At 50.3% G+C, this 22,267-nt stretch carries 22 protein-coding genes; 20 read left to right on the top strand and 2 right to left on the bottom strand.

Features of this window, described 5'->3' with window-relative positions:
* Positions 1-16: 16 nt before the first annotated feature.
* The 4 genes from B212_RS0121030 (at position 17) to B212_RS0121015 (ending at position 2,250) form a co-directional block, all read left to right on the top strand.
* Positions 17-433, top strand: a complete 417-nt coding sequence (locus B212_RS0121030) for a MarR family winged helix-turn-helix transcriptional regulator (protein WP_019913033.1) — start codon at positions 17-19, stop codon at positions 431-433.
* Positions 434-592: 159 nt separating this feature from the next.
* Positions 593-1,177: a sigma-70 family RNA polymerase sigma factor gene (locus B212_RS0121025; protein ID WP_019913032.1), complete on the top strand. Its 585-nt coding sequence runs from the start codon at positions 593-595 to the stop codon at positions 1,175-1,177.
* On the top strand, positions 1,167-1,925 hold the full coding sequence (locus tag B212_RS0121020; RefSeq protein ID WP_019913031.1) for a DUF3600 domain-containing protein: 759 nt from the start codon (positions 1,167-1,169) through the stop codon (positions 1,923-1,925). The genes B212_RS0121025 and B212_RS0121020 overlap by 11 nt, the downstream gene beginning before the upstream one ends.
* 145 nt (positions 1,926-2,070) lie before the next feature.
* Positions 2,071-2,250 (top strand): aspartyl-phosphate phosphatase Spo0E family protein, encoded by a 180-nt coding sequence (locus tag B212_RS0121015; protein WP_019913029.1) that lies wholly within the window; start codon positions 2,071-2,073, stop codon positions 2,248-2,250.
* Here the strand turns inward: B212_RS0121015 and B212_RS0121010 are convergent.
* Positions 2,224-2,799, bottom strand: a complete 576-nt coding sequence (locus B212_RS0121010; RefSeq protein WP_019913028.1) for a TetR/AcrR family transcriptional regulator — start codon at positions 2,797-2,799, stop codon at positions 2,224-2,226. The two genes, B212_RS0121015 and B212_RS0121010, sit on opposite strands and share 27 nt — an antisense overlap.
* A 242-nt stretch (positions 2,800-3,041) precedes the next feature.
* Between B212_RS0121010 and B212_RS0121005 the strand changes: the two genes are divergently transcribed.
* The 7 genes from B212_RS0121005 to B212_RS33310 all read left to right on the top strand — a co-directional run bounded on the left by B212_RS0121005 (position 3,042) and on the right by B212_RS33310 (position 9,924).
* The gene (locus B212_RS0121005) at positions 3,042-4,259 is read left to right on the top strand and encodes an MFS transporter (protein WP_019913027.1); all 1,218 of its coding nucleotides are present in this window, start codon (positions 3,042-3,044) and stop codon (positions 4,257-4,259) included.
* Positions 4,260-4,440: 181 nt separating this feature from the next.
* Positions 4,441-5,025 carry a sigma-70 family RNA polymerase sigma factor gene (locus tag B212_RS0121000; RefSeq protein WP_019913026.1) on the top strand — a complete coding sequence of 195 codons (585 nt, stop codon included), beginning with the start codon at positions 4,441-4,443 and terminating at the stop codon, positions 5,023-5,025.
* Positions 5,022-5,987: a DUF4367 domain-containing protein gene (locus tag B212_RS0120995; protein ID WP_019913024.1), complete on the top strand. Its 966-nt coding sequence runs from the start codon at positions 5,022-5,024 to the stop codon at positions 5,985-5,987. Before B212_RS0121000 ends, B212_RS0120995 begins: the two co-directional genes overlap by 4 nt.
* 192 nt (positions 5,988-6,179) lie before the next feature.
* On the top strand, positions 6,180-8,126 hold the full coding sequence (locus B212_RS35485) for a hypothetical protein (RefSeq protein ID WP_019913023.1): 1,947 nt from the start codon (positions 6,180-6,182) through the stop codon (positions 8,124-8,126).
* Between the two features lie 21 nt (positions 8,127-8,147).
* The gene (locus B212_RS35765) at positions 8,148-8,288 is read left to right on the top strand and encodes an HNH endonuclease signature motif containing protein (protein WP_269637019.1); all 141 of its coding nucleotides are present in this window, start codon (positions 8,148-8,150) and stop codon (positions 8,286-8,288) included.
* A 22-nt stretch (positions 8,289-8,310) separates the two neighbouring features.
* Positions 8,311-8,787: an SMI1/KNR4 family protein gene (locus B212_RS0120985; protein ID WP_019913022.1), complete on the top strand. Its 477-nt coding sequence runs from the start codon at positions 8,311-8,313 to the stop codon at positions 8,785-8,787.
* A gap of 273 nt (positions 8,788-9,060) precedes the next feature.
* On the top strand, positions 9,061-9,924 hold the full coding sequence (locus B212_RS33310) for a helix-turn-helix domain-containing protein (protein ID WP_019913021.1): 864 nt from the start codon (positions 9,061-9,063) through the stop codon (positions 9,922-9,924).
* Positions 9,925-9,990: 66 nt separating this feature from the next.
* Here B212_RS33310 and B212_RS0120975 read toward each other — a convergent pair whose 3' ends face one another.
* Entirely contained in the window at positions 9,991-12,054 is a 2,064-nt protein-coding gene (locus B212_RS0120975) for a methyl-accepting chemotaxis protein (protein ID WP_019913020.1), read from the bottom strand.
* Positions 12,055-12,434: 380 nt separating this feature from the next.
* Between B212_RS0120975 and B212_RS35760 the strand changes: the two genes are divergently transcribed.
* The 9 genes from B212_RS35760 (at position 12,435) to B212_RS0120930 (ending at position 21,977) form a co-directional block, all read left to right on the top strand.
* Positions 12,435-13,277 carry a methyl-accepting chemotaxis protein gene (locus B212_RS35760; protein ID WP_019913019.1) on the top strand — a complete coding sequence of 281 codons (843 nt, stop codon included), beginning with the start codon at positions 12,435-12,437 and terminating at the stop codon, positions 13,275-13,277.
* Positions 13,278-13,320: 43 nt separating this feature from the next.
* Positions 13,321-13,761: a hypothetical protein gene (locus tag B212_RS0120965; protein WP_198015877.1), complete on the top strand. Its 441-nt coding sequence runs from the start codon at positions 13,321-13,323 to the stop codon at positions 13,759-13,761.
* A gap of 176 nt (positions 13,762-13,937) precedes the next feature.
* Positions 13,938-15,023, top strand: coding sequence for a LolA family protein (locus B212_RS0120960; RefSeq protein WP_019913016.1), 1,086 nt, complete (start codon positions 13,938-13,940; stop codon positions 15,021-15,023).
* A 232-nt stretch (positions 15,024-15,255) separates the two neighbouring features.
* On the top strand, positions 15,256-16,437 hold the full coding sequence (alr, locus tag B212_RS0120955) for an alanine racemase (RefSeq protein WP_019913015.1): 1,182 nt from the start codon (positions 15,256-15,258) through the stop codon (positions 16,435-16,437).
* Positions 16,438-16,648: 211 nt separating this feature from the next.
* Positions 16,649-16,930 carry a CopG family ribbon-helix-helix protein gene (locus tag B212_RS0120950; protein WP_028530971.1) on the top strand — a complete coding sequence of 94 codons (282 nt, stop codon included), beginning with the start codon at positions 16,649-16,651 and terminating at the stop codon, positions 16,928-16,930.
* 3 nt (positions 16,931-16,933) lie between these two features.
* A complete protein-coding gene (locus tag B212_RS0120945) occupies positions 16,934-17,284 on the top strand; it encodes a type II toxin-antitoxin system PemK/MazF family toxin (RefSeq protein ID WP_019913013.1) in 351 nt (116 codons plus the stop codon).
* Positions 17,285-17,700: 416 nt separating this feature from the next.
* Positions 17,701-18,303, top strand: coding sequence for a TetR/AcrR family transcriptional regulator (locus B212_RS0120940; protein WP_019913012.1), 603 nt, complete (start codon positions 17,701-17,703; stop codon positions 18,301-18,303).
* 151 nt (positions 18,304-18,454) lie between these two features.
* Entirely contained in the window at positions 18,455-19,666 is a 1,212-nt protein-coding gene (locus B212_RS0120935; RefSeq protein ID WP_019913010.1) for an MFS transporter, read from the top strand.
* Between the two features lie 145 nt (positions 19,667-19,811).
* The gene (locus tag B212_RS0120930; protein ID WP_232231568.1) at positions 19,812-21,977 is read left to right on the top strand and encodes a Tex family protein; all 2,166 of its coding nucleotides are present in this window, start codon (positions 19,812-19,814) and stop codon (positions 21,975-21,977) included.
* The last annotated feature ends 290 nt before the right edge of the window (positions 21,978-22,267 follow it).

Here is a 22,267-nt window from a genome sequence, read left to right as displayed (position 1 = left end):
AATTTAACATGGGAGAATGAATGAAAATAATATTTTAGCTACTATCGGTCATCTTCACCGGCGTGGGAACAAGTTTATTGAGCGTGAACTTAAGAGACATAATCTTCATGGCATAGCGCCTTCACACGGAGACATTCTGTATCAGTTGTTTGCCCGGGAAGACATTACGATGAACCAGCTTTCCTGTTCCATTGATAAGGACAAGTCCACAATCACGGTATTGGTAGATAAATTAGTGCGTCTCGAATACGTGAAACGGGAGCAGGACCAGATGGACGGACGGATTTTTCGCTTGTCGCTTACTCCCAAGGGCCGGGAGCTTCAGCCGATATTTGAGGAGATCTCAGGAACATTGCTGGCAGCAGTCTATGAGGAGTTCGCACCGGAGGAGAAGGAGCAACTGGTTACGTTGCTTGCGAAGATTAAGCTGTGAAGAATCCGGCTTGAAGGAGTGAATCGGATAAGTAACATTAGAAGACTTTCCATAAAGGGAGGTCTTGTTTTTTTGTGATGTGCCCCCCGCCCAAAATAAATCGAACGAAAATAACGCTTCCTGCCAATACATAGTGTAAGCCAGAAGGGGGAATGACGGATGGAGAATACAGCAGAATATTCGCGGCTCATTGCGCTCACGCTAGCCGGCAGCCGTGAAGCGTATGGTGAGTTATATGAAGCGACTGTTCGCGATGTCTACAGAACCGTGCGTTTCCTCGTTTCCGAGCCTTCCGATGCTGACGATGTGGTACAGGAAATCTATATTGAGCTGCACCGCTCGCTTGGGCAGTATGACGGGATGCGGGACTTCAGGCCTTGGCTGATGGGACTGGTCATGCGGCAGATTCAGGCTTACCGGCGAAAGGGCTGGAGGCATTTCAGAATTATGCAGAAAGCGGAGCAGACCAGCCTGGTCATAGAAAATGATTTCGCCGGCGAGGTCATCGACCGCCTATCCAGCCGTGCTCTGCTCGACAAGGTAAACCGGTTGCCTTACAAGCTGAAGCAGGTTATTATTCTGCATTACCTGGAGGAGTGCTCCCAGGAAGAGATTGCCGCAATACTGAATATCCCGCTTGGAACTGTCAAATCCCGAATTCATGCTGCGCTGCAGAAGCTGCGCCGGAAGCATAAGGCTGACACTATTAGAATAGGGAAGGTGGAGGATCTGCATGAGTCTTGAGGAGAACCTGCGGCAGACGCTACTGGATGAAGCTGAAGGCTGGAGCGCCCCACCGGAACTGAAGGGGAAGATCCTGGAGCGGATCACACCCGGACAAGGGGGAAGACATATGAAGAAATGGCTAGTAGCTACAATAATAGCAGCATCGCTTATCATCCCGACCGGAGTCTATGCCGGATACAATTATTTGGCCGATTCTATGTATGGTTCAAAGGATAGCTTTATTCAAAACGCAGGCACACCTGAGCAGTATGAGGAGCTTGAAGCTAAGCTGCAGCAGGCACAGATGAGCCTGAACGAGGAGGATTTCAGCGCACTAACCTCCTTGCTGCACGAGCTTGGCGGCCTCAATCTGAAAATTGCCGATAAGGACGGCAGCCTTCACCCCGAGAAGCTAAGCGCCGCTGATCGGGAGCGTTATAACAAGCTGACAGCAGAGCTTGAGCCTTATTTTGCCAAATTAGATAAAGCTGGAGGAGCAAAAGCGCCGGTAGAACAGTTGAACGCGGGTGATTTCTGGGATCAGCAGCTTGCCAAAGCGCAGCAAACCTTCAGCGGGGATGAACTGGCAGAGGTCGAGCAATTAATCGGCAGGCTGAAGGATATGAATGCCAAAGTCACGGACCCGGATGGCAGCATTCATATGGATCGTCTGTCAGACGCAGATAAGAAAATCCAGGAGCAGCTTATCGAACAGCTTAATCCGTATCTGAACAAGCTGGGAATCTCGCTCCAACCCAGCTCTTAACTATTCCAGATATTCAAGACAAAGCAAAGCCACCGGAGAAGGATTATCCTTGTTTTCCGGTGGCTTTTATTATTCTGTACTGCATCCCTGTTGATATCTTCAAGTTTTACATAACCTTCTAAAATACCTAAAGGAGGTTTTGCGGATGAATAATTTGGTAATCATTCAGAGGCGCATTGAAGCGGAGCGCAGGAAGCTGAATGAGATGGAAACAATCTATGGGCTGCTTCACCCGAAGGTGATCAAGCAATCCATGAAGCTGGACGAATTAATCAATGAATATACAAGAGAAGAGTCGCTACACTCCAGTCCCTTCGAATGCTAACGCAAGCAGCTTGTCAACGAATGCCCCATCCAGTGTATCCCCTGTAATCAGAAGCCGGTAAAATATCGGTCCATACATCAGATCAATACAACAAGCAATATCCAGACTCTCTTTTAGTTCCCCCCGGGTCACACCACGTTCCAGTAACTGTCTGGCCTCTTGACGGCGCGGTGCGAAGAATCTCGTCCGGTAAGCCTCGGCAAGGCCGGCATCGAATTGTCCCTCGCCAATCAGCTCGGTAATCACCTTTCCTTCACGGCTGCACAGAAAACGGGTCAGATTCGTCGCATGTATTCTAATATCCTCCTGCACTGAGCCTGTGTCCGGCACTGGAAGTCTGGCAGAAGCGGCGGACAAGTAGCCGTCCATGACTACGGCCGCTTTGTTAGGCCACCATTTATAGATGGTCGCCTTGCTGACCTTAGCCCGTTCTGCAATTTTCTCTACAGTCACCGCTCCAAATCCGGCCTCAAGCAGCAAATCATAAGAAGCCGCAAGAATGGAAGCCTCCGCTTCATTATTTCGTGGACGTCCTCTTTTTTTATCCATATAAATTCCCTCCTGATCGAATATGCCATTGGGTCAAACCGGATCACTAAAGAAACTATACGTTCATTATACAAAAGATTGCATCAGGTTAGCCAGTCTGACAAAGGATTAGCTGTAGAAGGTAAACAGTCAAATAAATTATTTGTATTAGCCTATTTACAAAACTGTACGTTCAGTATATTATAAGATCATAATTAATAAACCAAACGTTCAGTATTTAAAGGTGAAGGGTGGAATTTTCTATGAATCAGGTCAATCAAGTGAACCATGAGAACCGTGCAAAGGAGCGCGCGGAAAGTAACCCCACTCCCGGCTGGATCACTTTTCTGCTGGCGGCCTCCTGCGGACTTATTGTAGCTAATCTGTACTATGCCCAGACGCTGGTGGGACCGATCAGCGAGGCTACACATCTCTCCTCCGGTGCAGCAGGTCTAATTGTAACCCTGACACAGATCGGCTATGTAATTGGTCTGTTGTTTGTGGTTCCGCTAAGCGATATTATTGAAAATCGCCGTTTGACGGTAGCCTCGCTGCTTGTCGTGTTCGTTGCCCTGGTTGTGGCTACAATGGCCCCTAATGCGCCGATCTTTCTGGCAGCCGCTTTGTTCATCGGTCTCGGCTCTGTTGCCGCGCAGGTTCTGGTGCCCTATGCCTCCTATTTGGCTGCTGAAGAGCATCGCGGACGCGTGGTGGGCAATGTGATGAGCGGCCTGCTGCTCGGTATTATGTTCGCCCGCCCGCTGGCAAGCTTTGTCTCCGGCCTCTGGGGCTGGCATGCGATCTTTGCTATATCCGCTGTAGGAACTGCAATGTTGACTCTGCTGCTATCCCGCGTTCTTCCCAAACGCCAGCCTGTGCCTACGATGAACTACAGCGGACTGATTCGTTCCCTGGGAACTCTTCTGAAGAACACTCCAGTGCTGCGCCGCCGGGCGATTTATCAAGCCAGTCTGTTCGGAACCTTCAGCTTGTTCTGGACGACCGTTTCCTTGCGGCTGGCGGATACGTATCATCTGACCCAGCAGGGCATTGCCCTGTTTGCTCTGGCCGGTGTAGCTGGGGCAGTCGCTGCTCCAATCGCCGGAAGATGGGCTGACCGGGGCTGGACGAGACGGCTGACGGGGCTTGCGTTTATGCTTGCGACTGCTGCTTTTTTAATCGCTTATCTGTTTCAGAATGATTCCAGAGTCACTCTCGGGCTGCTGGTTCTGGCAGCAATTCTGCTGGATATGGGCGTTTCGGGTAATTTGGTGCTTGGCCAACGGGCGATTTATTCACTTGGCAGCGAAGCGAGAGGCCGCTTGAACGGGCTGTTTATGGCGATTTTCTTCATCGGCGGAGCCATTGGCTCCTCCCTGGGGGGCTGGGCATATGCTTACAGCGGCTGGGGGTTGACCACCCTGATCGGAATGGCGCTGCCGATCATGGCATTCCTGTACTATTTAACGGAGCGTAAATAAGCGTAAAGGTTGTGTTGTTCGAAGAAGTGCCCCGGCAGGCTGCATGAGCCAGTCTGCCGGGGCACTTCTTTTGTGCGAGACAATCTATAATACTAATGTAATGAAACTGCAAATCCTGCGTATTAGCTGGAGTAAAATTACTTGGCCAAGTGAAATTATGCAGGAAAGGAGAGCTTGAAGGATGCAAGAGCGCGCATTGTTACAATCTTTTAGGCAAAAGAGTATTAAGGAAGAGACAGCTACTGATACCGCCGCAGAGACAGATAGGCTATTTACAACGATTTTTGAAACGTACTATACAAGAATATTTAACTACACCGCTTATCGCGTCAGTTGCCGTTATACGGCCGAGGATCTGACCAGTCTGGTCTTCGAAAAGACATTGTCCAAGCTGCATAGCTACTCCCCGGATAAAGCACCGCTGGAGGTATGGCTGTTTGCCATAGCCCGAAATGTAGTGAACGATTATTACCGGAGCTTGAAGCGAACCCGCTTCTTCCCCCTGGAGATGATCCGGGAACTGGTTTCGAGCAGACAGGTGCCGGAGGAGCAACTGCTGGAGGGAGAGCGAAGCGGCCAGTTGAGCCGTGCGCTGGATACCCTGAGTGCGAAAGAACGCAATATTGTGGCGCTGAAATTCGGGGCAGATCTGAAGAATAAGGAAATTTCCAGTCTCACAGGGATTTCCGAGAGCAACGTCGGCGTCATCCTTTACCGCAGCATGCGAAAACTAAAATCTGAAATAGGGAGTGTGGAGCGGCTGTGAATACCAAAGATACGGTAGAAAGATTCTCCAGGGATATCGACGGAGGCCTTCATCATAAGGAACCCGATCAGTGGGACGGTTCACCGGAATATCTTGAGCTGCTGGAGCTGAGCAAGACTCTGGCCGGCAAGGATTTCAGCAGCGCTTCCCCAAGGGCGGCCGTTCTCTCCAAGGTACGGAACCGGAACCATTTCGAACAGGAGGACAGAAAAATGAAAATTAGACAGAGCCTCAAACGACCGGCCATGATCCTGGCCTCTATTCTGGTGGCAGGGGTGCTGAGTGTGACCTTCGTTAAACCATCCTTTGCCCAGGAGATGCTGGACAGAGTGCTGCAGACGATCAATTTGGGGAACATCATTGTGAGCGTAGATGAGCCCGAGCAGGCTCCAGAGTTTCCAGAGGCGCTTAAGGGCAAGCTTTTTGACAAGGACGGCAATAGGATAACCTCTTATACAGAGAAGCTTGATAAGGTCTATAACGCCGATGGAGAGCAGATTGTTAACTTTGACGGCGATAAGCTGATTACGAAGAGCGAACAGGAAAAGCTCGATAAGGAAGCAGCGGAGAACGTGTTCGTTGCGAAGGAGCAGGCGGAGCTGGATAAATACGCACTTTTCAAGGTCAAGCTGCCGGAATATTTGCCGGAAGGGTTTGCTTTTGACCGGGGAGAATTTTATACCTCTGCGGAAGGAGCAGTAAACGGCAAGTATCTTAATTTGTACTTCACCAGTAAGAAGGAAGGCCAGAAGATTTCGATGCAACTGCGCTACTCCGATGAAGAAACGGCTTATGAAATGTCAACCAGCGGCAAGCTGGAAAAAGTGCAAGTGAACGGCAATGATGCTGTAATGATGAACGATAGCAACCTCGATTGGGAGGCGGACGGTGTGCTGTATAGCATCAACACCCGCGGCCTGGACCGGGCCGAAGTGCTGAAGATCGCTGAGTCTATCCGCTGATAAGCGAATAGAAAGAGTGTAGAGCCTTAATCTATGACCCGTAAGCAGGAAACTTTGAAAAAAGCGGCCTGCTTGCGGGTTATTATCGTCTAGATGCCCAAGCTCTCTGGATATCTATTAACCTATTGGAAAAAAAATCCGATACTGATAAGGATCACATCAACAAAATGATGAAAAAGATTGGGGAAGCACATGGCGTCAACGAAGCTAATATTTAATGCAGATGAGGTCGAACGCCTGCGAACGAAGATAGGCCAGGTGAGCCAGGACACGAATCTGCTGTACATGCAACTAAAAGGCCAAGCCAACAACTGGGGCGGCATTCCATTGGGACAAGACCTGGTGCAAGCTCAGGTGCTCATTAACGAATTAACGGTGGAGGCAGAAAAGCTTGAAGATATCATCCGTCAAGCTGTAAAGGGTGTCCAAGGTCTCCAGGAGGAGAACAAACGGCAGGCAAGCCAGCTCACCCAGCAGTTCAGCCTCTTTGCAGGCATGTTCGGAAGTTTCGGGGGGAACGGAAGCCAAGGAAGGTTTTCGGTTCCAACCTTTGCGCAGAAGGCAGCGACGAAACTGATCTCCTCCATTGCTGCCCTAACAGGCCGGGATGAGCTGGATAGCGATCCAATGGTGAGGAATCTTCGGGACATCCTCCAAAAATCCGGTTTGGGGACCATCGAGGGGATAGCTGCGCAAAGCAAACTAAACGATATCTATGAAGCACGGAATCTGATCGCGAAGGCGCAGACGGCCTACGATGTATATCAGGCATTTGGAAATCAAACGCAAATGGATGCGATGCACAAGCTGGCGGAAGAAGCACGCAAGAGGCTGGAATCTCTGGGCGTTAGTAAGGTTCAATATGAGGGGGGGAAAGATCTAAGCGCGCACTTCAAGCAGCCGGCGGTGAAGGCGTGTGACTATGATCCGTCAATTACGACTAGTAGCGTACCGCTAGTACAGAATGAAGCGTACCAACTCCTGCTGCGGACAGCGATGGAGAAGGGGGACAAAGGCAATTGGGCGAAAGAGCAACTGGAAGGTATCCATGCTACAATGAAACAAATGATCGCCACCGGGGTTAATTTGGGTGTGCATGTGATGACGAACCAAGGTGCAGAAGCTTGGGGAGACGTTGCTAAATTAACTTCTTCAATCGCCCAATTAGGAAGATATAATCTGTTTGTAAACAAAGAGTCAGACGAAAACAAGAACGATCCCGAGGAGTCAAAAAACGCCTTCTTTAAATCGCTGGACAGCTTCAAAGAGATTGGGACAGGTTTTGTGGATAGGTTAAGAGCCCGTGCGGATCAGGCGACAGATTCCCCGTATGACTTTTTCAATTGGCTGACGTTAGGGATAACAGGCGATCTTCCCACTGCGGTGTATGAGGGAGCAAAAGACCGGTCCGACCATATGTTTGATTCGACAGAGAAGTTTGCGGATTGGTTGACACTGGGGACCGTGGAGATGGCAAAGGGAGCATTCAATCCCGAAGAAGCCTGGTCAGCCGACCATTGGTTAAACAGTCTGGGAATGGTGACATTGTTGTATGGTCCTGTAGAAGAGTCCTTGCTGTCTACAGGTGGTGGAATACTGAAGCCAAAGCTTCCAAAAGGTCCAGTACAAGAGTTTAAGTTTCCTGGGCAATCGCCACAATTCAGTACAAATGAAGGATTACAATTCAGGATTGACGATATTCAGACGGATACAAAGTCACTACCAAAGACACCTGTGCAAATCAATTTCGATAATGAGATGGAAATACTCCGTAAAGAAAAGGGCGGGAGGATTGTTGAGGGGACGGGTAAAGCAAATCTAAAAAATATAGATGACTTTATAAATGGGAATAAGAAATTTGATGAAGTAATTGAAGATTATGCAAAAATATACAAAGAACAAGTGGATTTAAACAAACCTTGGTCTTGGGATGATACTATCCCTGGTGGGGATAGCTTGTCTGCTGCTCAAAAAAGAAAGATAAAAGAAATGGCAGTAGCAAATGGACATATTCCAGAAATAAAGGTTACAAAAATTGATGGAATGAAATATGGATTTGCTGATTTTGCAAGTGCAGGTGTAGTTGAAGAAACTGTTCAGCTACCAGAAAGATTTTGGGAGTTATCTGATAAAGAATAGTTTAAGTGGTTAGATGAGCAGATAGGTGGTACGAGAAAAGGAATGACATGGCATCATAAGGAAATTCCTGGTAAAATGGAGCTTGTTCCATTTGGTATTCACAACATTACACCTCACAATGGCGGGCGGACGGCAGGTATGTGGGCTGACGCTCCGAGATAATATTTTTTAGGAGGTAGAGAAAATGGAAGTTAAGGATGAAACTATAATATATCCATTGCCGGATGATGTTCTGCTGACTGAAAAAGAAAACAAGTGGAGAATTAAATTGCCGGATGAATATAAAGAATTTATAAAAAAATCTAATGGTGCTTCTCCTGTAAAAGATAGTTTTATATGTAACAACCATAGTTATGCAGTTGATAGGTTTTTAAGTATCTTGAAGGTAACTGGGGAGAGGGATGATGAATTCTACGATATAGGAGTAGTTAGAACTCAGTTAGATGAAAGAATTGTTTCAGACGAAAACTTAGTAGGTACTGAGTTATTGCCAATAGCTGTTCTATTTGCAGGCGACTTTGTATGTTTAGACTATAGAAATACTGATAAAACAGAGCCATCTGTTTGCGTTTGGAATCATGAAGAATCTTCAGATTTAGATCCTGTAACTTATTTTACAAGTAACAGCTTTGATGAGTTTTTAAATATGTTAACCGAATGAGTCTTGCAAAATTTTGTTTACGCCTTTTTGCTTCCTTCAAGGATGGGGCTACCCCGTGCCGAATGAACTAATTATTTAATCAATAACACATACAACCCATGTAATACCCGTATAAAGATTTCGTCATTACATTAAGCAGCTCGATTATGGTCTACCACCATGATTGGTCTGTTTTTTTATTATGCTCATTTTGAAATTAGCAATAAATGTCCTGTGCCGGATGGAAGCGATTAATATAATAAAGGTAATCGTTGCAACGAGGAAGTGAAGCGCTTGAGTCAGGGTTATATAGAACATTTGCAGAAGGTCATTGATTACATTGAAGAGAATCTGAAAGGACCGGTTTCCATTGAGGAGTGTGCGCAGCTCTCGGGGTTCTCCAAATTTCATTTTCACCGGATATTTGGCATTTACCTTGATGTCACTCTGATGGAGTATGTCCGCAAGAGGCGGCTCGGCTACGCGATGCTGGATGTTATGCACGGCACAAGAATTCTGGACATAGCGCTGGACTACGGCTACAGCTCAGAGCGGGCGTTCAGCAGAGCCTTTCAGCAGGAATTCGGCCAATTGCCCAGCAGGTGCAGAACCGCAAGGTATGCGTTGCCGCCCAAGCCGGTGCTGAAGGAACAAATCAAGCAATTCCAAGGAGGATTTCTGATGGATTATTTAAGTGAGGTTACGATTGGCAGCTTGGAAGCAATGAAGGTAGTGAGCGGGGTTCGGATCAGCGATAACCCGGAAGATGAAGTAATCCGCTTTGTAACCGAATGGGCAGAAAAGGCAGGGGTACAGCCTGGGGCAAGACGTTTTGGTTTTGATGTCCCTGTCGAGGGTGAGGATCAGGAGAAGGGGCTGCGGGGTTACGAATATTGGGTAACGGTAGAGGAACAGCCTGCGGTTCTGGAAACCGGGCTTGTGTACAAGCATGTGGAGGGCTGCAAATACGCAATGCTGCGGATTACTGAGCCGATGGTCGATCCTTTCGAGCGTATTCCGCTGGGCTGGAAGAAGCTCGCCGATTGGGTGAACAGCAGAGGTTACAGAACCTCCTGTGAGCAGGAACGCTTCTGGCTGGAGGAGGAGCTGAAGAACGGTGAAGCGGTCTGCATGGACCTTTATTTCCCCATAGAATAGGAAGAAGCATCTACAATGGAAGGAGGTCCCGGCAACCTGAGATGGTTGCCGGGACCTCCTTGTATGTTACTCCACCTTGAAGGTTGCGGCTGCATTTGCCAAATCCTTGGTGAGCTGATCAATGGTTTCAACCATTTCAGCTAACTGGCGGACAGTAGCGGACTGCTCCATCATTGTAGCAGTTACTTCCTCCACCGAAGCGGAGACCTCTTCGCCTGTAGCTGAGAGACTTTGCGCCGACTCCAGAACGCCGTCCTTGTCCTTCTGCATATGGGCAACCTCGTCAGCCATAGCTTTTATTTGATCCGTAATGTTCGTGATTTTCTCCAGGATGGTCTGGAATGCTTCCTGAGTCTGCGCTACAAGCTGATCCTGCATCGCCGAAATGTTGTTGATTTCCATCACGCTGTCATTATTCTCAGCTACAAACGCCAGATTCTGCTGAATAATGGAATAGATTTCACTTGATTGCTTCGAGCTTTGCTCAGCGAGCTTCCGAATCTCGGAGGCAACTACTGCAAAACCCCGGCCATGCTCTCCGGCTCTCGAAGCTTCGATAGATGCATTAAGGGCAAGCAGGTTGGTCTGATTGGCAATCTGGCTGATTGCACCGGTAATATGGCTGATGCTGTTGGAGCTTTCTTGCAGCTTGACGGTGATGGCGGAGATTTTTTGAACCTCCTGTTCGTTCTTGTCACTGATCTCAATCAAATTCTCGACCACCTGGTTGCTCGTATGGAAGACCTCAATAATCTCCTCTGCCCTTTCCCTAACGGCTTGGGCCTTGCTGTTCATCTCCGCAAATTTCTCACCGAATCCATAGAACTTATCAACGATATGTTCAGTGTCATTGGACTGCAGCTCCATCGCCTGGGCAATGCCCATAGAGGTTACGGAGGTTTCATCAATAGAGCGGGCAGTCTGCTTGGAGGTTTCCTCAAGCTCATTGGTGCTTGTGTGGAGCACATGGATGGAGTTGTTCATATTGGTGATTAGCGCTTTATTTTGCCGGACCATGCTATTGAAGCTGTCAGCCAGGTCCTTGAACTCGCTTTTATATTTCCCGTCGGCTTCTACGGTCAGATCACCCTGGGCCAAAGTCTTGAACAGTTTTGTTAACTTAACGATGGGAGTCGTAATTGAACGGGATAACAATAGTCCAAAGCCGACGGCAACAAGCAGCGCCAGAACCGTAATCAGCAGCACCTTATTCAGCATATCGTTCACAGGCCGTTTGATATCGCTATAGGAATCGGTAACAGAAATTGTAAGATCTGCATTTGGAATTTTACTGAGTCTCAAATAATCTTCAGCGGTGTCCACCGTTTGCGTTGCCAGATCACCGGAAGCGCGAACAGCCAGCAATGCCTTCATTTGCGGACTGTCTACGCCGCTTTGCCCAACCTTGGACGCATCGGTTGAATGATACAGGAGAATTCCGCTCCGGCTAAGCACCTCGATCTGACCTCTGCCGTTGATTTTAATGTCGCCCAGTTTATCGACAAAGAAGCTGCTGTCTACAGTCATGGCGAACACGCCCAATATCTTACCGTCTAAATCTTTGATGGGCTGGGCAAAAACAATCAATATTTTCTCATTGGTTTTAGACTTGACCGCATCGCTGATGAACGAGGCCCCTTTTATCGTTTTCAAATAGTATTCACGGTCGGATCTGGACTGTCCGATGGATTCAGTGTTTGTTCCTGCAACAATAGTTCCTTTGGTATCGAGAACGAGCATCGAGTCAGTGCCCCGTGCTCCTTGTATGCTATCCTTCAGGATTGTATTGGCTTTGTTCAAATATGGATTTTCTGAGGAAAAGAACCCCTGATCCGGCAGAGTTCCTTCTGCTCTAAGCCTCAATAGCTCCTTAAAGGTGTTATGTACAGAAATCACATAAGAAGTCTGTTCCTGGAGCTGCATTGCTGTCCACAGCCCTTCACTGATGCGGTCGCTGTTGGCGTTAATCTCGTCCTTGCTTTTTCTGAGCAGTAAATCGGAGGAGAATAAATACACCGTAACTGATGTCGCCAGAAGCACCGCAGCAACAAGCAAGCTCAATAAAGCCGGAAGCTTAACCTTCAAAGAAACGTTCCTGATTTTGTTCAATAGTTCGTTAGTTGTTCTCATGTAGTTAAGTCTCCCCTATGATATATGTCATCCGAAAGCGGATCTGTTAAATTATCGGCAAACCGACACATATTTTTAATGCTAAATATTTAACAGTTCTCACGCCTATCCGATATAGAAAATAAGTTTCAGACATCACGATGCAAAAAGGGTAACACTGCAATGAATCTCCATAACAAAAAAATGAAGTCTCGCAAATCAGAATGCTTTTGAGCAAGAGAGCATTCCGAAATTCTCAGTATAATTTGGTAGGACAGAAATAGCTTTGAGAGTCCGCCTTTTTGCGGGCTCCTTGTATGCTATAACTCTTGTCCCTGATCCAATGTTGCTCTTATGCTATAATGTTCAAAAAAATGCAGTAATAGGGGAGCTGTTAAGCTTTGATAAGCCAAAATGAGACTGATATTGAACAATTGCTGGAATCTCTGAAACTATCATTGCCGCTAGTGCAGCGGTTATTTCCGATTGATGTCATGTTCGCCTTGGCGGATAAGGAGAAGTTTATCTATTACCTCCCTGGAACGGAGCTGGATATTCGCGTTCAAGAGGGCATGCCGGTCCCGCCAAGCGGCGGAATCCGGAAGGCGCTCGAGACGGGAGAAGAGGTCAGTGCCAATATTCCGAAGGAAATCTACGGCTGGCCCTTCAAATCCTCCTCCATACCCATTCATGGGGAGGGCGGGGAGATTACCGGGGTTTTTACGATTGGCATCAGCTTAAGCAATCAAGAAACGTTAAGTTATGCGGCGAATACCCTGGCGACTACCTCTGAAGAGATCAGCATGACCTCCGAAGAAATTGCAGGGACTGCCACCGATTTGGCGAATACCGTAAGCGAGCTTAAGGTGCTCGGCCAGAAGGTTGTGGAAGAGCTGCATAAGACGGATGAGATTCTGGAGTTCATTACCAAAGTGGCGGACAACTCCAACCTGCTGGGCCTCAACGCCGCCATTGAAGCTGCGCATGCTGCCGAGCATGGACGCGGCTTCGGCATCGTTGCGCAGGAGATCCGCAAAATGTCCGTCTCCAGCGCAGCCTCAGCCAAGGAAATCGCCGGTATCCTGGAGCGGATCAAGATGAACATTACCCGGATGGATGCAACGCTGCTGGATTGTCTGGGGCAGAGCGAGCGCCAGGCGGCAGCGACGGAGGAAATAACAGCCTCCATGCAGCAGCTTGCCGCTTCCGCCGTGGAGATTGAGAAGATTGCGCGGTTGATATAGAAGAGAGGAGGCCGACGATATCTATACGATTTTGCAGGAGCCTGTGGGGGAGACTTACCGTGCCCTGGTACACCTGGCGATGGAAGCTTGCGATACGTTTATCCTGGTCAAGCGGGATCAAATGGAACTGGAGCCTGAAGGTTATGACCTGCTGGAACGCCTCCAGCCCTATTTCATCGAAACCAGAAAGGCTGACCATTGGCCGGGAACACGGTTGTTCGGGCATTATGCGGAAATTCATTATTTTCATTGTTCCCCGGATGCAGCAGATCTTCTTCTTGCCTGCTCAACGGGACTGTATTCCTGGGTGCAGCCAAGGGTGCCGGACGATCTTTGCTTTCTGAAAGGTGAGGAGCCTTGGCTGATTAATACCGCGCATGAGCACATGAGCAGCTTGGATACAGAAGTGGAAGAAGAACTTGTCCGATTGGAAAAAAGCGGTCTGCTGATCCGTGACTTATCCCTATTTAATTGGTCCTGGTAAACGTTCATATGAGTTGGTTGGTAGCTTAAGCCTGCGCCCTGCGCAGGCTTTTTGCTGCTGCCTTGACAGCCATGATAATCCTTCATGCTTGTCATGCCCGTCTGCATATTGCAGGCAAGTCCCTCATAGACATGTACTAATCAATGCTTTTCAAAACAGGTTAAGGGGATGATGTCATGCGCCGGATAACATGGGTACTCGCAATCATTATGAGCGTGACCCTGGTGCTCGCGGGGTGCGGGAAGAAGGATGCCGCTTCCGTGGTCAAGGATTTGAACAATGTGTCTGACAAGCTGGAGAGCAAGCAGGGGGCTTACCAGGGCTCAGGCACAATGACGCTGTACACCGGCGAGCAGCCGCAGGAGTATAGGGTAGAGGTATGGTACAAGAATCCTTCCTACTACCGGATCAGCCTGTCGAACCTCCAGAAGGATGTTACGCAAATTGTGCTGCGCAATGATGAGGGCGTATTCGTGCTTACACCAAGCCTTGGCAAAAGCTTCCGCTTCCAGAGTGACTGGCCCGACAACCAAGGCCAGGTCTATCTGTACCAGACGCTGCTCCGGGGCATAGTTGCCGACAACAACCGCCAGTTTGTGGAGGACGGAGACAATTATGTGTTTGAGGTAGCCGCGAATTATCAGAGCAGCGCACTGGTCCGCCAGAAGATCTGGCTCGCCAAAAAAACCTATGAGCCGAAGCAGGTGCAGGTCTCCGATTCCGAAGCCAAGGTTGTGGTCAACGTGAAGTTCGACAGCTTCAAGTTCGATCCGGAATTCACCAAGGATTCTTTTGATATGCAAAAGAATATGACCGCCGGCACTCCGTCCAAAAGCACGGTAGCCGAGGTTGACGAGAACGGCAATTTGGTAGACGCACCGGAGAGTGGAGAACAGGCCAATCAGCCGGCAACTGCCGAGCTTGGCGACTTCGGAATTATTGAGCCGGGTTATATTCCGGCCGGTGTACAGCTCAAAGACTCCAATAAAATCGAAGCCAGCAAGGATCACTCCGTGCTCCTCCGCTATGACGGAACTTACCAGTACACAATCATCGAAGCCCGGCCGCTCGACCGTGCTGTATCGCTGGCTCCGGGGACACTTATTGATCTTGGATTCACCGCAGGGGTTCTGACCGGCGACGAGCAGCAGACGCTGACCTGGATGAGCGATGGTGTAGAGTACCGGATTACGAGCGCAAATCTTCCTGTGAACGAAATGATGCAAATTGCCGCTTCTATGGAGGAACAATCGGGTAAGTAAATATCAGTAGGCGGATACTGCGCATAGTGGGAGCCTTTCCTCTACATGCAGTATCCGTTTTGCTAAATAAAAGGGAGAATATGCTCCATAAGGTACCTTTGGAGGATCAGCAGCAGGATAGCCCGCTCACATTGACAGTCGCCTTCCATTAGCATTACCATTGACAGTAAGACATCAGATCTATAAGATGCCGCAGAGATGATTTACTACAATGTTAGAAGGTGACTCGGAAGTGCAAGTAAGCTATCGACCCACAGTAGCCGAGATTAATCTCGATGATCTGCGTGCCAATTACGAGGCCTTTCGTTCGGTATTGCCGGCGGAGACCAAGTTCATGGGATGCGTCAAAGCAAATGCGTACGGCCACGGAGCAGTGGAGGTGGCCCGGGAGCTGGAACGGCTCGGGGCGGATTATGTAAGTGTCGCTTTTTTGGATGAGGCATTGGAGCTGCGTCAGGCGGGAATACTAATTCCTATTCTGGTGCTGGGCTACACCTCCCCGGAAGGGATAGCCGCTGCCTGGAAGAACCATGTAACCGTGACACTGTTCACACCGGAGGTGCTGGAGGCGGTAAGGCAGCTTCCTGTTGATCCGGAGCACCGGCTGAAGGTGCACATCAAGATTGACAGCGGGATGGGACGGCTGGGGCTTTTTCCGGCTGACGCTCCCGATTTCATCGAAGAAGTGCATTCTGTAGCGCAGGCGGAGCTGGAGGGCATGTTCACACATTTTGCCAAAGCAGACGAAGAAGACAAAAGCTATACACTGATGCAGTACCGACGGTTCATGAGCGTGGCCGAAACGCTTCGGGACAGAAATATAGAAATCCCGATCATACATACGGGCAATAGCGCTACGGCCATTGATACACCTTTTCTATCCAGCAATATGGTGCGTGTAGGCATAAGCTTGTACGGTTTGTATCCCTCAACGGAGGTGAACCGCGAGCTGGTGAATTTACACCCGGTAATGAAGCTGAAGACGCAGGTAGTTTATGTCAAAACCCTGCCGCCGGGCTCCGGCATCAGCTACGGCACCCGGTACTTCACAGACAGGGAAGAGATCATTGCAACGCTTCCTGTGGGGTACGCTGACGGATATTCCCGCATGCTAACGGGCAAAGCGGAGGTGTTAATACGCGGACGCCGCGTTCCTGTCGTCGGAACCATCTGCATGGACCAGTGTATGGTAACGCTCGAATCTTTCGCTGAAGAAGCGGAACAAATCAAAGCTGGCGAAGAGGTTGTACTCATCGGCCGCCAAGGCTCCGTGTCCATCACGGCAGATGAACTGGCTCTCCATCTTGGAACGATCCACTATGAGGTAATCTGTATGCTGGCTCACCGTGTACCCCGCGTGTATGTGCGCGAAGGTGCTGCTTCAAGCCTGGTGAATCCGTTGCTGCAGGCCTAATCCCCGTGCCGTGTGACTTGTGCAGGAATTGAATAGGAGGATAATACCGTATAGGCTATGTGACTTATGGTCTATACGAACCGCCATTTCTAGTTTATAATGGGATGCAGCATACTTGATATACTGGCGGCATATATTCTTTGTATAAAATTCCTTGTATAATGCAACACTGGAACACAAGGGTAGAAGGTTTGTGGGGGTGGAAGAGAAGGTGGCCAATTTGCAGAACACCAAAAGAATCATGATCAGCTTGCCCGATCATCTCTTGCAGGAAGTGGATGGAATCGTCCAATTAGAGAACTCCAACCGGAGTGAATTGATCAGGCAGGCCATGAAGCTGTACTTAAGCGAACGGAGAAAACGCACCATCCGGGAGTCGATGCAGCGTGGCTACATGGAAATGGCTAAGATTAATTTGACCATGGCATGCGAGGCTTTTCTCGCGGAGGAAGATGCAGACAGCACTCTTGGCCGCTTAGTAAGCGGGGTGTAGATATTGATCGTAAAACGCGGCGACGTTTTTTTTGCCGATCTTTCGCCGGTGGTGGGTTCAGAACAGGGCGGAGTACGGCCGGTACTGGTCATTCAGAACGACATTGGCAATCGCTTCAGCCCGACGGTAATTGTGGCAGCCATCACTGCCCAGATTCAGAAGGCTAAACTGCCCACGCATGTGGAGATTGATGCGGCTGCCCACGGCTTTGACCGGGACTCCGTCATCCTGCTGGAGCAGGTTCGGACCATTGACAAACAACGCTTAACGGATAAGATCACCCACCTGGATGATGAAACGATGAAGCTGGTGGATGATTCGCTGCAAATCAGTCTGGGTCTGATTGATTTTTGAGCCAGGCAGACTATAGATCACAGATCGTGTAATAAGAGGCACACCGGATAAGCCGGTGTGCCTCTTTGAGTGGAACAGACCTGGAAAGTCTATATCAGTTGAACTAAAGAAAATATAAAAAGGGCCGAAGGGACGGAGGGGAAGTTTGGAACTGTAGGAACGGTAGCGACCGCCTGAGAGTTTTCCGTAGGAAAGCTGGCATCGTAAGCATAAGCTGTCTGCGGATTTTCACCGCGAAGAGCGGTAACAATCAAGAAATCTGCAGACGGGCAGCGGCCGGAAGTCCAAACATTCCCCGCAGTTACGACCAGACCTAGTATGAAAATCTATAGTTCAACTGGTATAACAATCAATTGGAATTTAAGCAATAGCCATGCTATAATTAGACCGGTCGGTCGGTTTAGAAGGGGGCGGTCATGATAAAAGGACGTTCTGACGGAGAAGAAACGAAGAAACGAATTGTACAGAAGGCTTCGCAGCTTTTTGTACAGAAGGGCTACGGAGCGGTAACGATGAACGAGGTCTGTTCGGCGGCCAAGGTCAGCAAAGGGAGCCTATACCACCATTTTCCCAGCAAGGATGAGCTGTTTCTGTATGTGATGGAAGAGGATTTGGTGCACTGGCTCTCGGAGTGGGAACAGAAGAAAAGTCTCACCAGCGGCGACGAGGAGCGATTCTATGCACTTGGGGAACACTACGCGAATGATTACCAGAATCCGCTGATTCAGGCGCTTGAGGAATATTCGAGATCCAGAACCCATTCCGCTGAGGTGTATGAGCGTCTTGCGCGGCTCCATGAATCCGCCTCGAAAGCTTGCCGCGATCTTCTGCAGGAGAGTATGGATTCCGGGTATCTGATCAAGGGTAACCTGAACAATTATCTCATTGTGGTGGTCGGCCTGCTGGACGGGGTCGGCAGAATCTGCGAGATTATGTCCATTGACAAAGGGCCTGAGGAAATCATGAATTATTACCGGGAAGCAATAGGACTGCTGCTGCAGGGCATACGTGCCCGGTAGAGCATTTCAGTATATCAAGCTTATGCAGATGAGCGGCGCTGTTCTTTTCACAGAGGGTGCCGGTGCTTCTGCTTGCTGTGTGTAATTAGACCGGATGGTCGGTCTTACAGATGTATAAAGAATTAGTTTTGAAATACGGAGGGTTATACAAATGACTTTACTTCTTAGAAACAGGGGCGCGATGCTGCTCCTTATGCTGAATATTTTTCTGACGTTTACGGGTATCGGACTGGTTGTTCCGATTATGCCTACTTATATGAATGAGCTGCATATCGGAGGCAGTGTCGTCGGTCTGCTGGTGGCAGCCTTCTCGCTGACCCAATTGATCGTCTCCCCTTTTGCGGGCGGGCTGTCCGATAAGATGGGCCGTAAGAAAATCATTGTCGGCGGGCTGGTTGTATTTGCACTGTCGGAGCTGCTGTTTGGTCTGGCTCATTCCACCTGGATGCTGTTTGCCGCCAGAATGCTCGGCGGTGTCGGAGCGGCAATGATTATGCCTGCGGTCATGGCATATGTAGCGGATACGACTTCTATGGAGGAACGGGCCAAAGGCATGGGGCTGATCAACGCGGCGATTACTACCGGATTTATTATCGGACCGGGAATCGGCGGGTATCTGGCTGAGCTTGGCATTCGTGTTCCGTTCTTCACCGCCGCCGCAGTAGCGGCGCTTGTTGCCGTGGTGTCTGTGATCGTATTGCCTGAATCGCGCTCAAATGCACAGCTTGCCACGGCGAGGTCCAGTCAGGAAAATAAGGAAAGCCTTGGCGCTCAGCTTATGCGTTCTTACCGTGAGCCTTATTTCTTCGGACTCTTGATTGTTTTTGTGCTGTCCTTTGGGCTTGCTAACTATGAAACAGTATTCGGCTTGTTTGTGGATCACAAGTTTGGGTTCAGTCCGAAGGATATTGCTTTTGTCCTGACCTTTGGCTCGATTTCGGGAGCAGTGATTCAGATTACGGCTTTCAGTTGGATTCTGAAGCGTTTCGGTGAGAATAGGGTGATCTCGGTATCTCTGCTTGTCTCGGGCCTGTTCATCTTCCTGACATTGCTTGTGCATGGCTACTGGGCTATCGTCACCGTGACCTTCATTGTGTTCTTGTCCATGGATATTCTGCGTCCCGCTGTCGGTACCCAGCTCTCGAAGCTGGCCGATGAATCACAACAGGGCTTCGTTATGGGAATGAACTCCGCATATACCAGTCTCGGCAATATTGCGGGGCCTATCGTTGCCGGGGTCCTGTTCGACCTGGATGTCAATTTCCCTTATGTGATCGCGGCAATTGTTCTCGTCATCTGCTTCCTGATGTCGCTGGGCTCAAGAAAACGGATGGGCCGTTCGGGTGTGCAGATGAAGGGTTAAACGGCTGTACCTGCGCGGACTTTGGTGACGGGTCAATCTGTGATACTATTTCAGGTAGGGATTATTTGAACACAGATTGTGTACGGAAAGAGGGATTGCATTGACGGTGGATACGAATCAAGCAGATAAGGCCGCTGAGGAAGCGCTGGCCCGGCAGGAGCAGGAAACGATCATCCAGGCAATAGCCAAGGAGCTTGGGATCAGCCTGAAGCAGGTGCGGACAACGGTAGGGCTGTTGGATGAGGGGAACACGATTCCCTTCATCGCCCGGTACCGCAAAGAAATGACCGGTGAGCTGGATGAGAATAGGCTGCGCGATATTGAAGAGCGGTTAGGCTATCTGCGCAATTTGGGCGACCGCAAGAAGGATGTGCTCCGCAGCATTGAGGAGCAGGGCAAGCTGACGAAGGAGCTGCAGGAGCAGATTCTGAAGGCGGTGAAGCTCCAGGAAGTGGAGGACTTGTACCGTCCGTTCCGCCAGAAACGCAAGACACGCGCCAGTGTTGCCAAGGAGAAGGGTCTGGAGCCGCTTGCGGATTGGGTGATGGAGCAGCGCCGTCAGGGGGAGCCGCTTCAGGAAGCGGCAAAATATGTGGATGCGGACAAAGGTGTTGAGAGCGCAGAGCTGGCGCTTCAAGGCGCGATGGATATCATCGCCGAGAATATTGCCGATGATCCTGTGATCCGCTCCTGGGTCCGCCAGTATACAGCCAGCCAAGGCGTGCTGGTCTCGGAAGCCAAGGATACGGAGCAGGAGAGCGTCTACGAGAACTACTATAATTACCGTGAACCGGTACATAAAATGCCGCCGCACCGCATTCTTGCCATCAACCGCGGCGAGCGGGAGAATGTGCTGAAGGTCGGCATAGAGGTGACTGCCGATAAGATTCACGCCTTTATCCTGCGGAAGCTGGTTAAGGGTCCATCTCCGGTCAAAGAGCTGCTGGAAGATGTGACCGGGGATGCCTACAAGCGGCTGATCGCGCCTTCCGTGGAGCGCGAGGTGCGCGGGGAGATGACGGAAAAGGGGGAGACGCAAGCGATTTCCATCTTCTCCGGAAATCTGCGCAGCCTGCTGCTGCAGCCGCCGGTGAAGGGTCGGAGCGTCCTTGGCGTCGACCCGGCCTACCGCACCGGCTGCAAGCTGGCCGTGGTGGACGACACCGGCAAGCTGCTGGAGGTGGCGGTCACTTACCCGACGCCGCCGAACAACAAGAAGCGTGAGGCGGCGGCGAAGTTCAAAGAGCTGATTGCCAAGTATGGCATCCAGCTCATTGTCATTGGCAACGGCACCGGCTCGCGGGAGACGGAGCAGTTCACCGCCGAGGTCATCGCAGAGATCGGCGACCCGGGCCTGGCGTACCTCATTGTCAATGAGGCCGGAGCCAGTGTGTATTCCGCCTCCAAGCTGGCGCAGGAGGAGTTCCCGGACCTGGATGTGGCGGAGCGCAGCGCCGCCTCCATCGCCCGCCGCGTGCAGGACCCGCTCGCGGAGCTGGTGAAGATCGACCCGAAGGCGATTGGGGTCGGGCAGTATCAGCATGACGTGTCCCAGAAGCATCTGGAGGAGAGTCTTAAGGGTGTCGTAGAGTCGGCGGTCAACCATGTTGGCGTTGACGTGAATACAGCATCAGCATCCCTGCTGTCTTATGTTGCCGGGGTCAATGCGACGATTGCCAAGAATATCGTCAAGTTCCGCGAGGAGAACGGCAAGTTCACCACGCGCAAGCAGTTGCAGAAGGTGCCGCGCCTGGGCGCCAAATCCTACGAGCAGTGCATCGGCTTCCTGCGCATCCCGGGCGGCAACAATACGCTGGACCGGACGCCGATCCACCCGGAATCCTATCCGGTGGTGGACCGCCTGTTCCTTGAGCTGGGGCTGGATGTCGCTGCGCTTGGCAGCAGGGAGGTGGCCCAGCAGCTTCAGGCGCAGGACGCCGCCGAGCTGGCTGTGAAGCTGGAGGTCGGCGTGCCTACGCTGCGCGACATCCTGGAGAGCCTGCAGCGTCCGGGCCGCGATCCGCGCGAGGAGCTGCCGCAGCCGATCTTCCGCACAGATGTGCTGAAGATCGAGGACCTGGTTCCCGGCATGGAGATGCAGGGAACCGTACGGAATGTAATTGATTTCGGCGCCTTCGTCGATATCGGCATCAAGAACGACGGGCTGGTGCACATTTCCCAGCTCAGCGGCAGCTTCGTGAAGCATCCGATGGACGTTGTCTCTGTAGGAGACAACGTTACCGTCTGGGTGCTGGGCGTTGACCTCAAGAAAGGCCGGGTCAGCCTGACCATGCGCCAGCCGCGCGAGTAGTACATGAAACGGAGCCATCTGCCGGGAAGACCTGGCAGATGGCTTTTTGTTGAGGAAAAAGATACTTTTCGTTTTATTGTAGAAAAGGTATGTGCGAGTCCACCATCGGAGCTAAATCTGTGGGTGAGGTCATACCCTCAGGGGTTAGTGAAGAGAAACCGCAGCAGCGAAGCCGGCTCCTTGCGGACCTGAGAGCCGTTATTTTCAAGAAAACGCCACTTGTTGCGGCTTAACGGACCGACAGGCGCTTAGGGTCTCTCCAAGGAACGTTTAGGCGCGAAATATTCGAT

Source organism: Paenibacillus sp. HW567 (genome assembly GCF_000374185.1).
Taxonomy (GTDB): domain Bacteria; phylum Bacillota; class Bacilli; order Paenibacillales; family Paenibacillaceae; genus Paenibacillus_AQ.
The sequence above is the reverse complement of the archived record's forward strand: the minus strand, read 5'-3'. Positions and strand labels throughout refer to the sequence as shown.

What these genes read in the sequence shown, in the direction of transcription:
- B212_RS0121000 (WP_019913026.1), top strand. Translation starts at nt 4,441, where the DNA reads ATGCAAGAGCGCGCATTGTTACAATCTTTTAGGCAAAAGAGTATTAAG.
- B212_RS0121020 (WP_019913031.1), top strand. Translation starts at nt 1,167, where the DNA reads ATGAGTCTTGAGGAGAACCTGCGGCAGACGCTACTGGATGAAGCTGAA.
- B212_RS0121025 (WP_019913032.1), top strand. Translation starts at nt 593, where the DNA reads ATGGAGAATACAGCAGAATATTCGCGGCTCATTGCGCTCACGCTAGCC.
- B212_RS0121010 (WP_019913028.1), bottom strand. Translation starts at nt 2,799, where the DNA reads ATGGATAAAAAAAGAGGACGTCCACGAAATAATGAAGCGGAGGCTTCC.
- B212_RS0120985 (WP_019913022.1), top strand. Translation starts at nt 8,311, where the DNA reads ATGGAAGTTAAGGATGAAACTATAATATATCCATTGCCGGATGATGTT.
- B212_RS0120975 (WP_019913020.1), bottom strand. Translation starts at nt 12,054, where the DNA reads ATGAGAACAACTAACGAACTATTGAACAAAATCAGGAACGTTTCTTTG.
- B212_RS0120935 (WP_019913010.1), top strand. Translation starts at nt 18,455, where the DNA reads ATGACTTTACTTCTTAGAAACAGGGGCGCGATGCTGCTCCTTATGCTG.
- B212_RS35485 (WP_019913023.1), top strand. Translation starts at nt 6,180, where the DNA reads ATGGCGTCAACGAAGCTAATATTTAATGCAGATGAGGTCGAACGCCTG.
- B212_RS0121030 (WP_019913033.1), top strand. Translation starts at nt 17, where the DNA reads ATGAATGAAAATAATATTTTAGCTACTATCGGTCATCTTCACCGGCGT.
- B212_RS0120960 (WP_019913016.1), top strand. Translation starts at nt 13,938, where the DNA reads ATGCGCCGGATAACATGGGTACTCGCAATCATTATGAGCGTGACCCTG.
- B212_RS0121005 (WP_019913027.1), top strand. Translation starts at nt 3,042, where the DNA reads ATGAATCAGGTCAATCAAGTGAACCATGAGAACCGTGCAAAGGAGCGC.
- B212_RS0120940 (WP_019913012.1), top strand. Translation starts at nt 17,701, where the DNA reads ATGATAAAAGGACGTTCTGACGGAGAAGAAACGAAGAAACGAATTGTA.
- B212_RS0121015 (WP_019913029.1), top strand. Translation starts at nt 2,071, where the DNA reads ATGAATAATTTGGTAATCATTCAGAGGCGCATTGAAGCGGAGCGCAGG.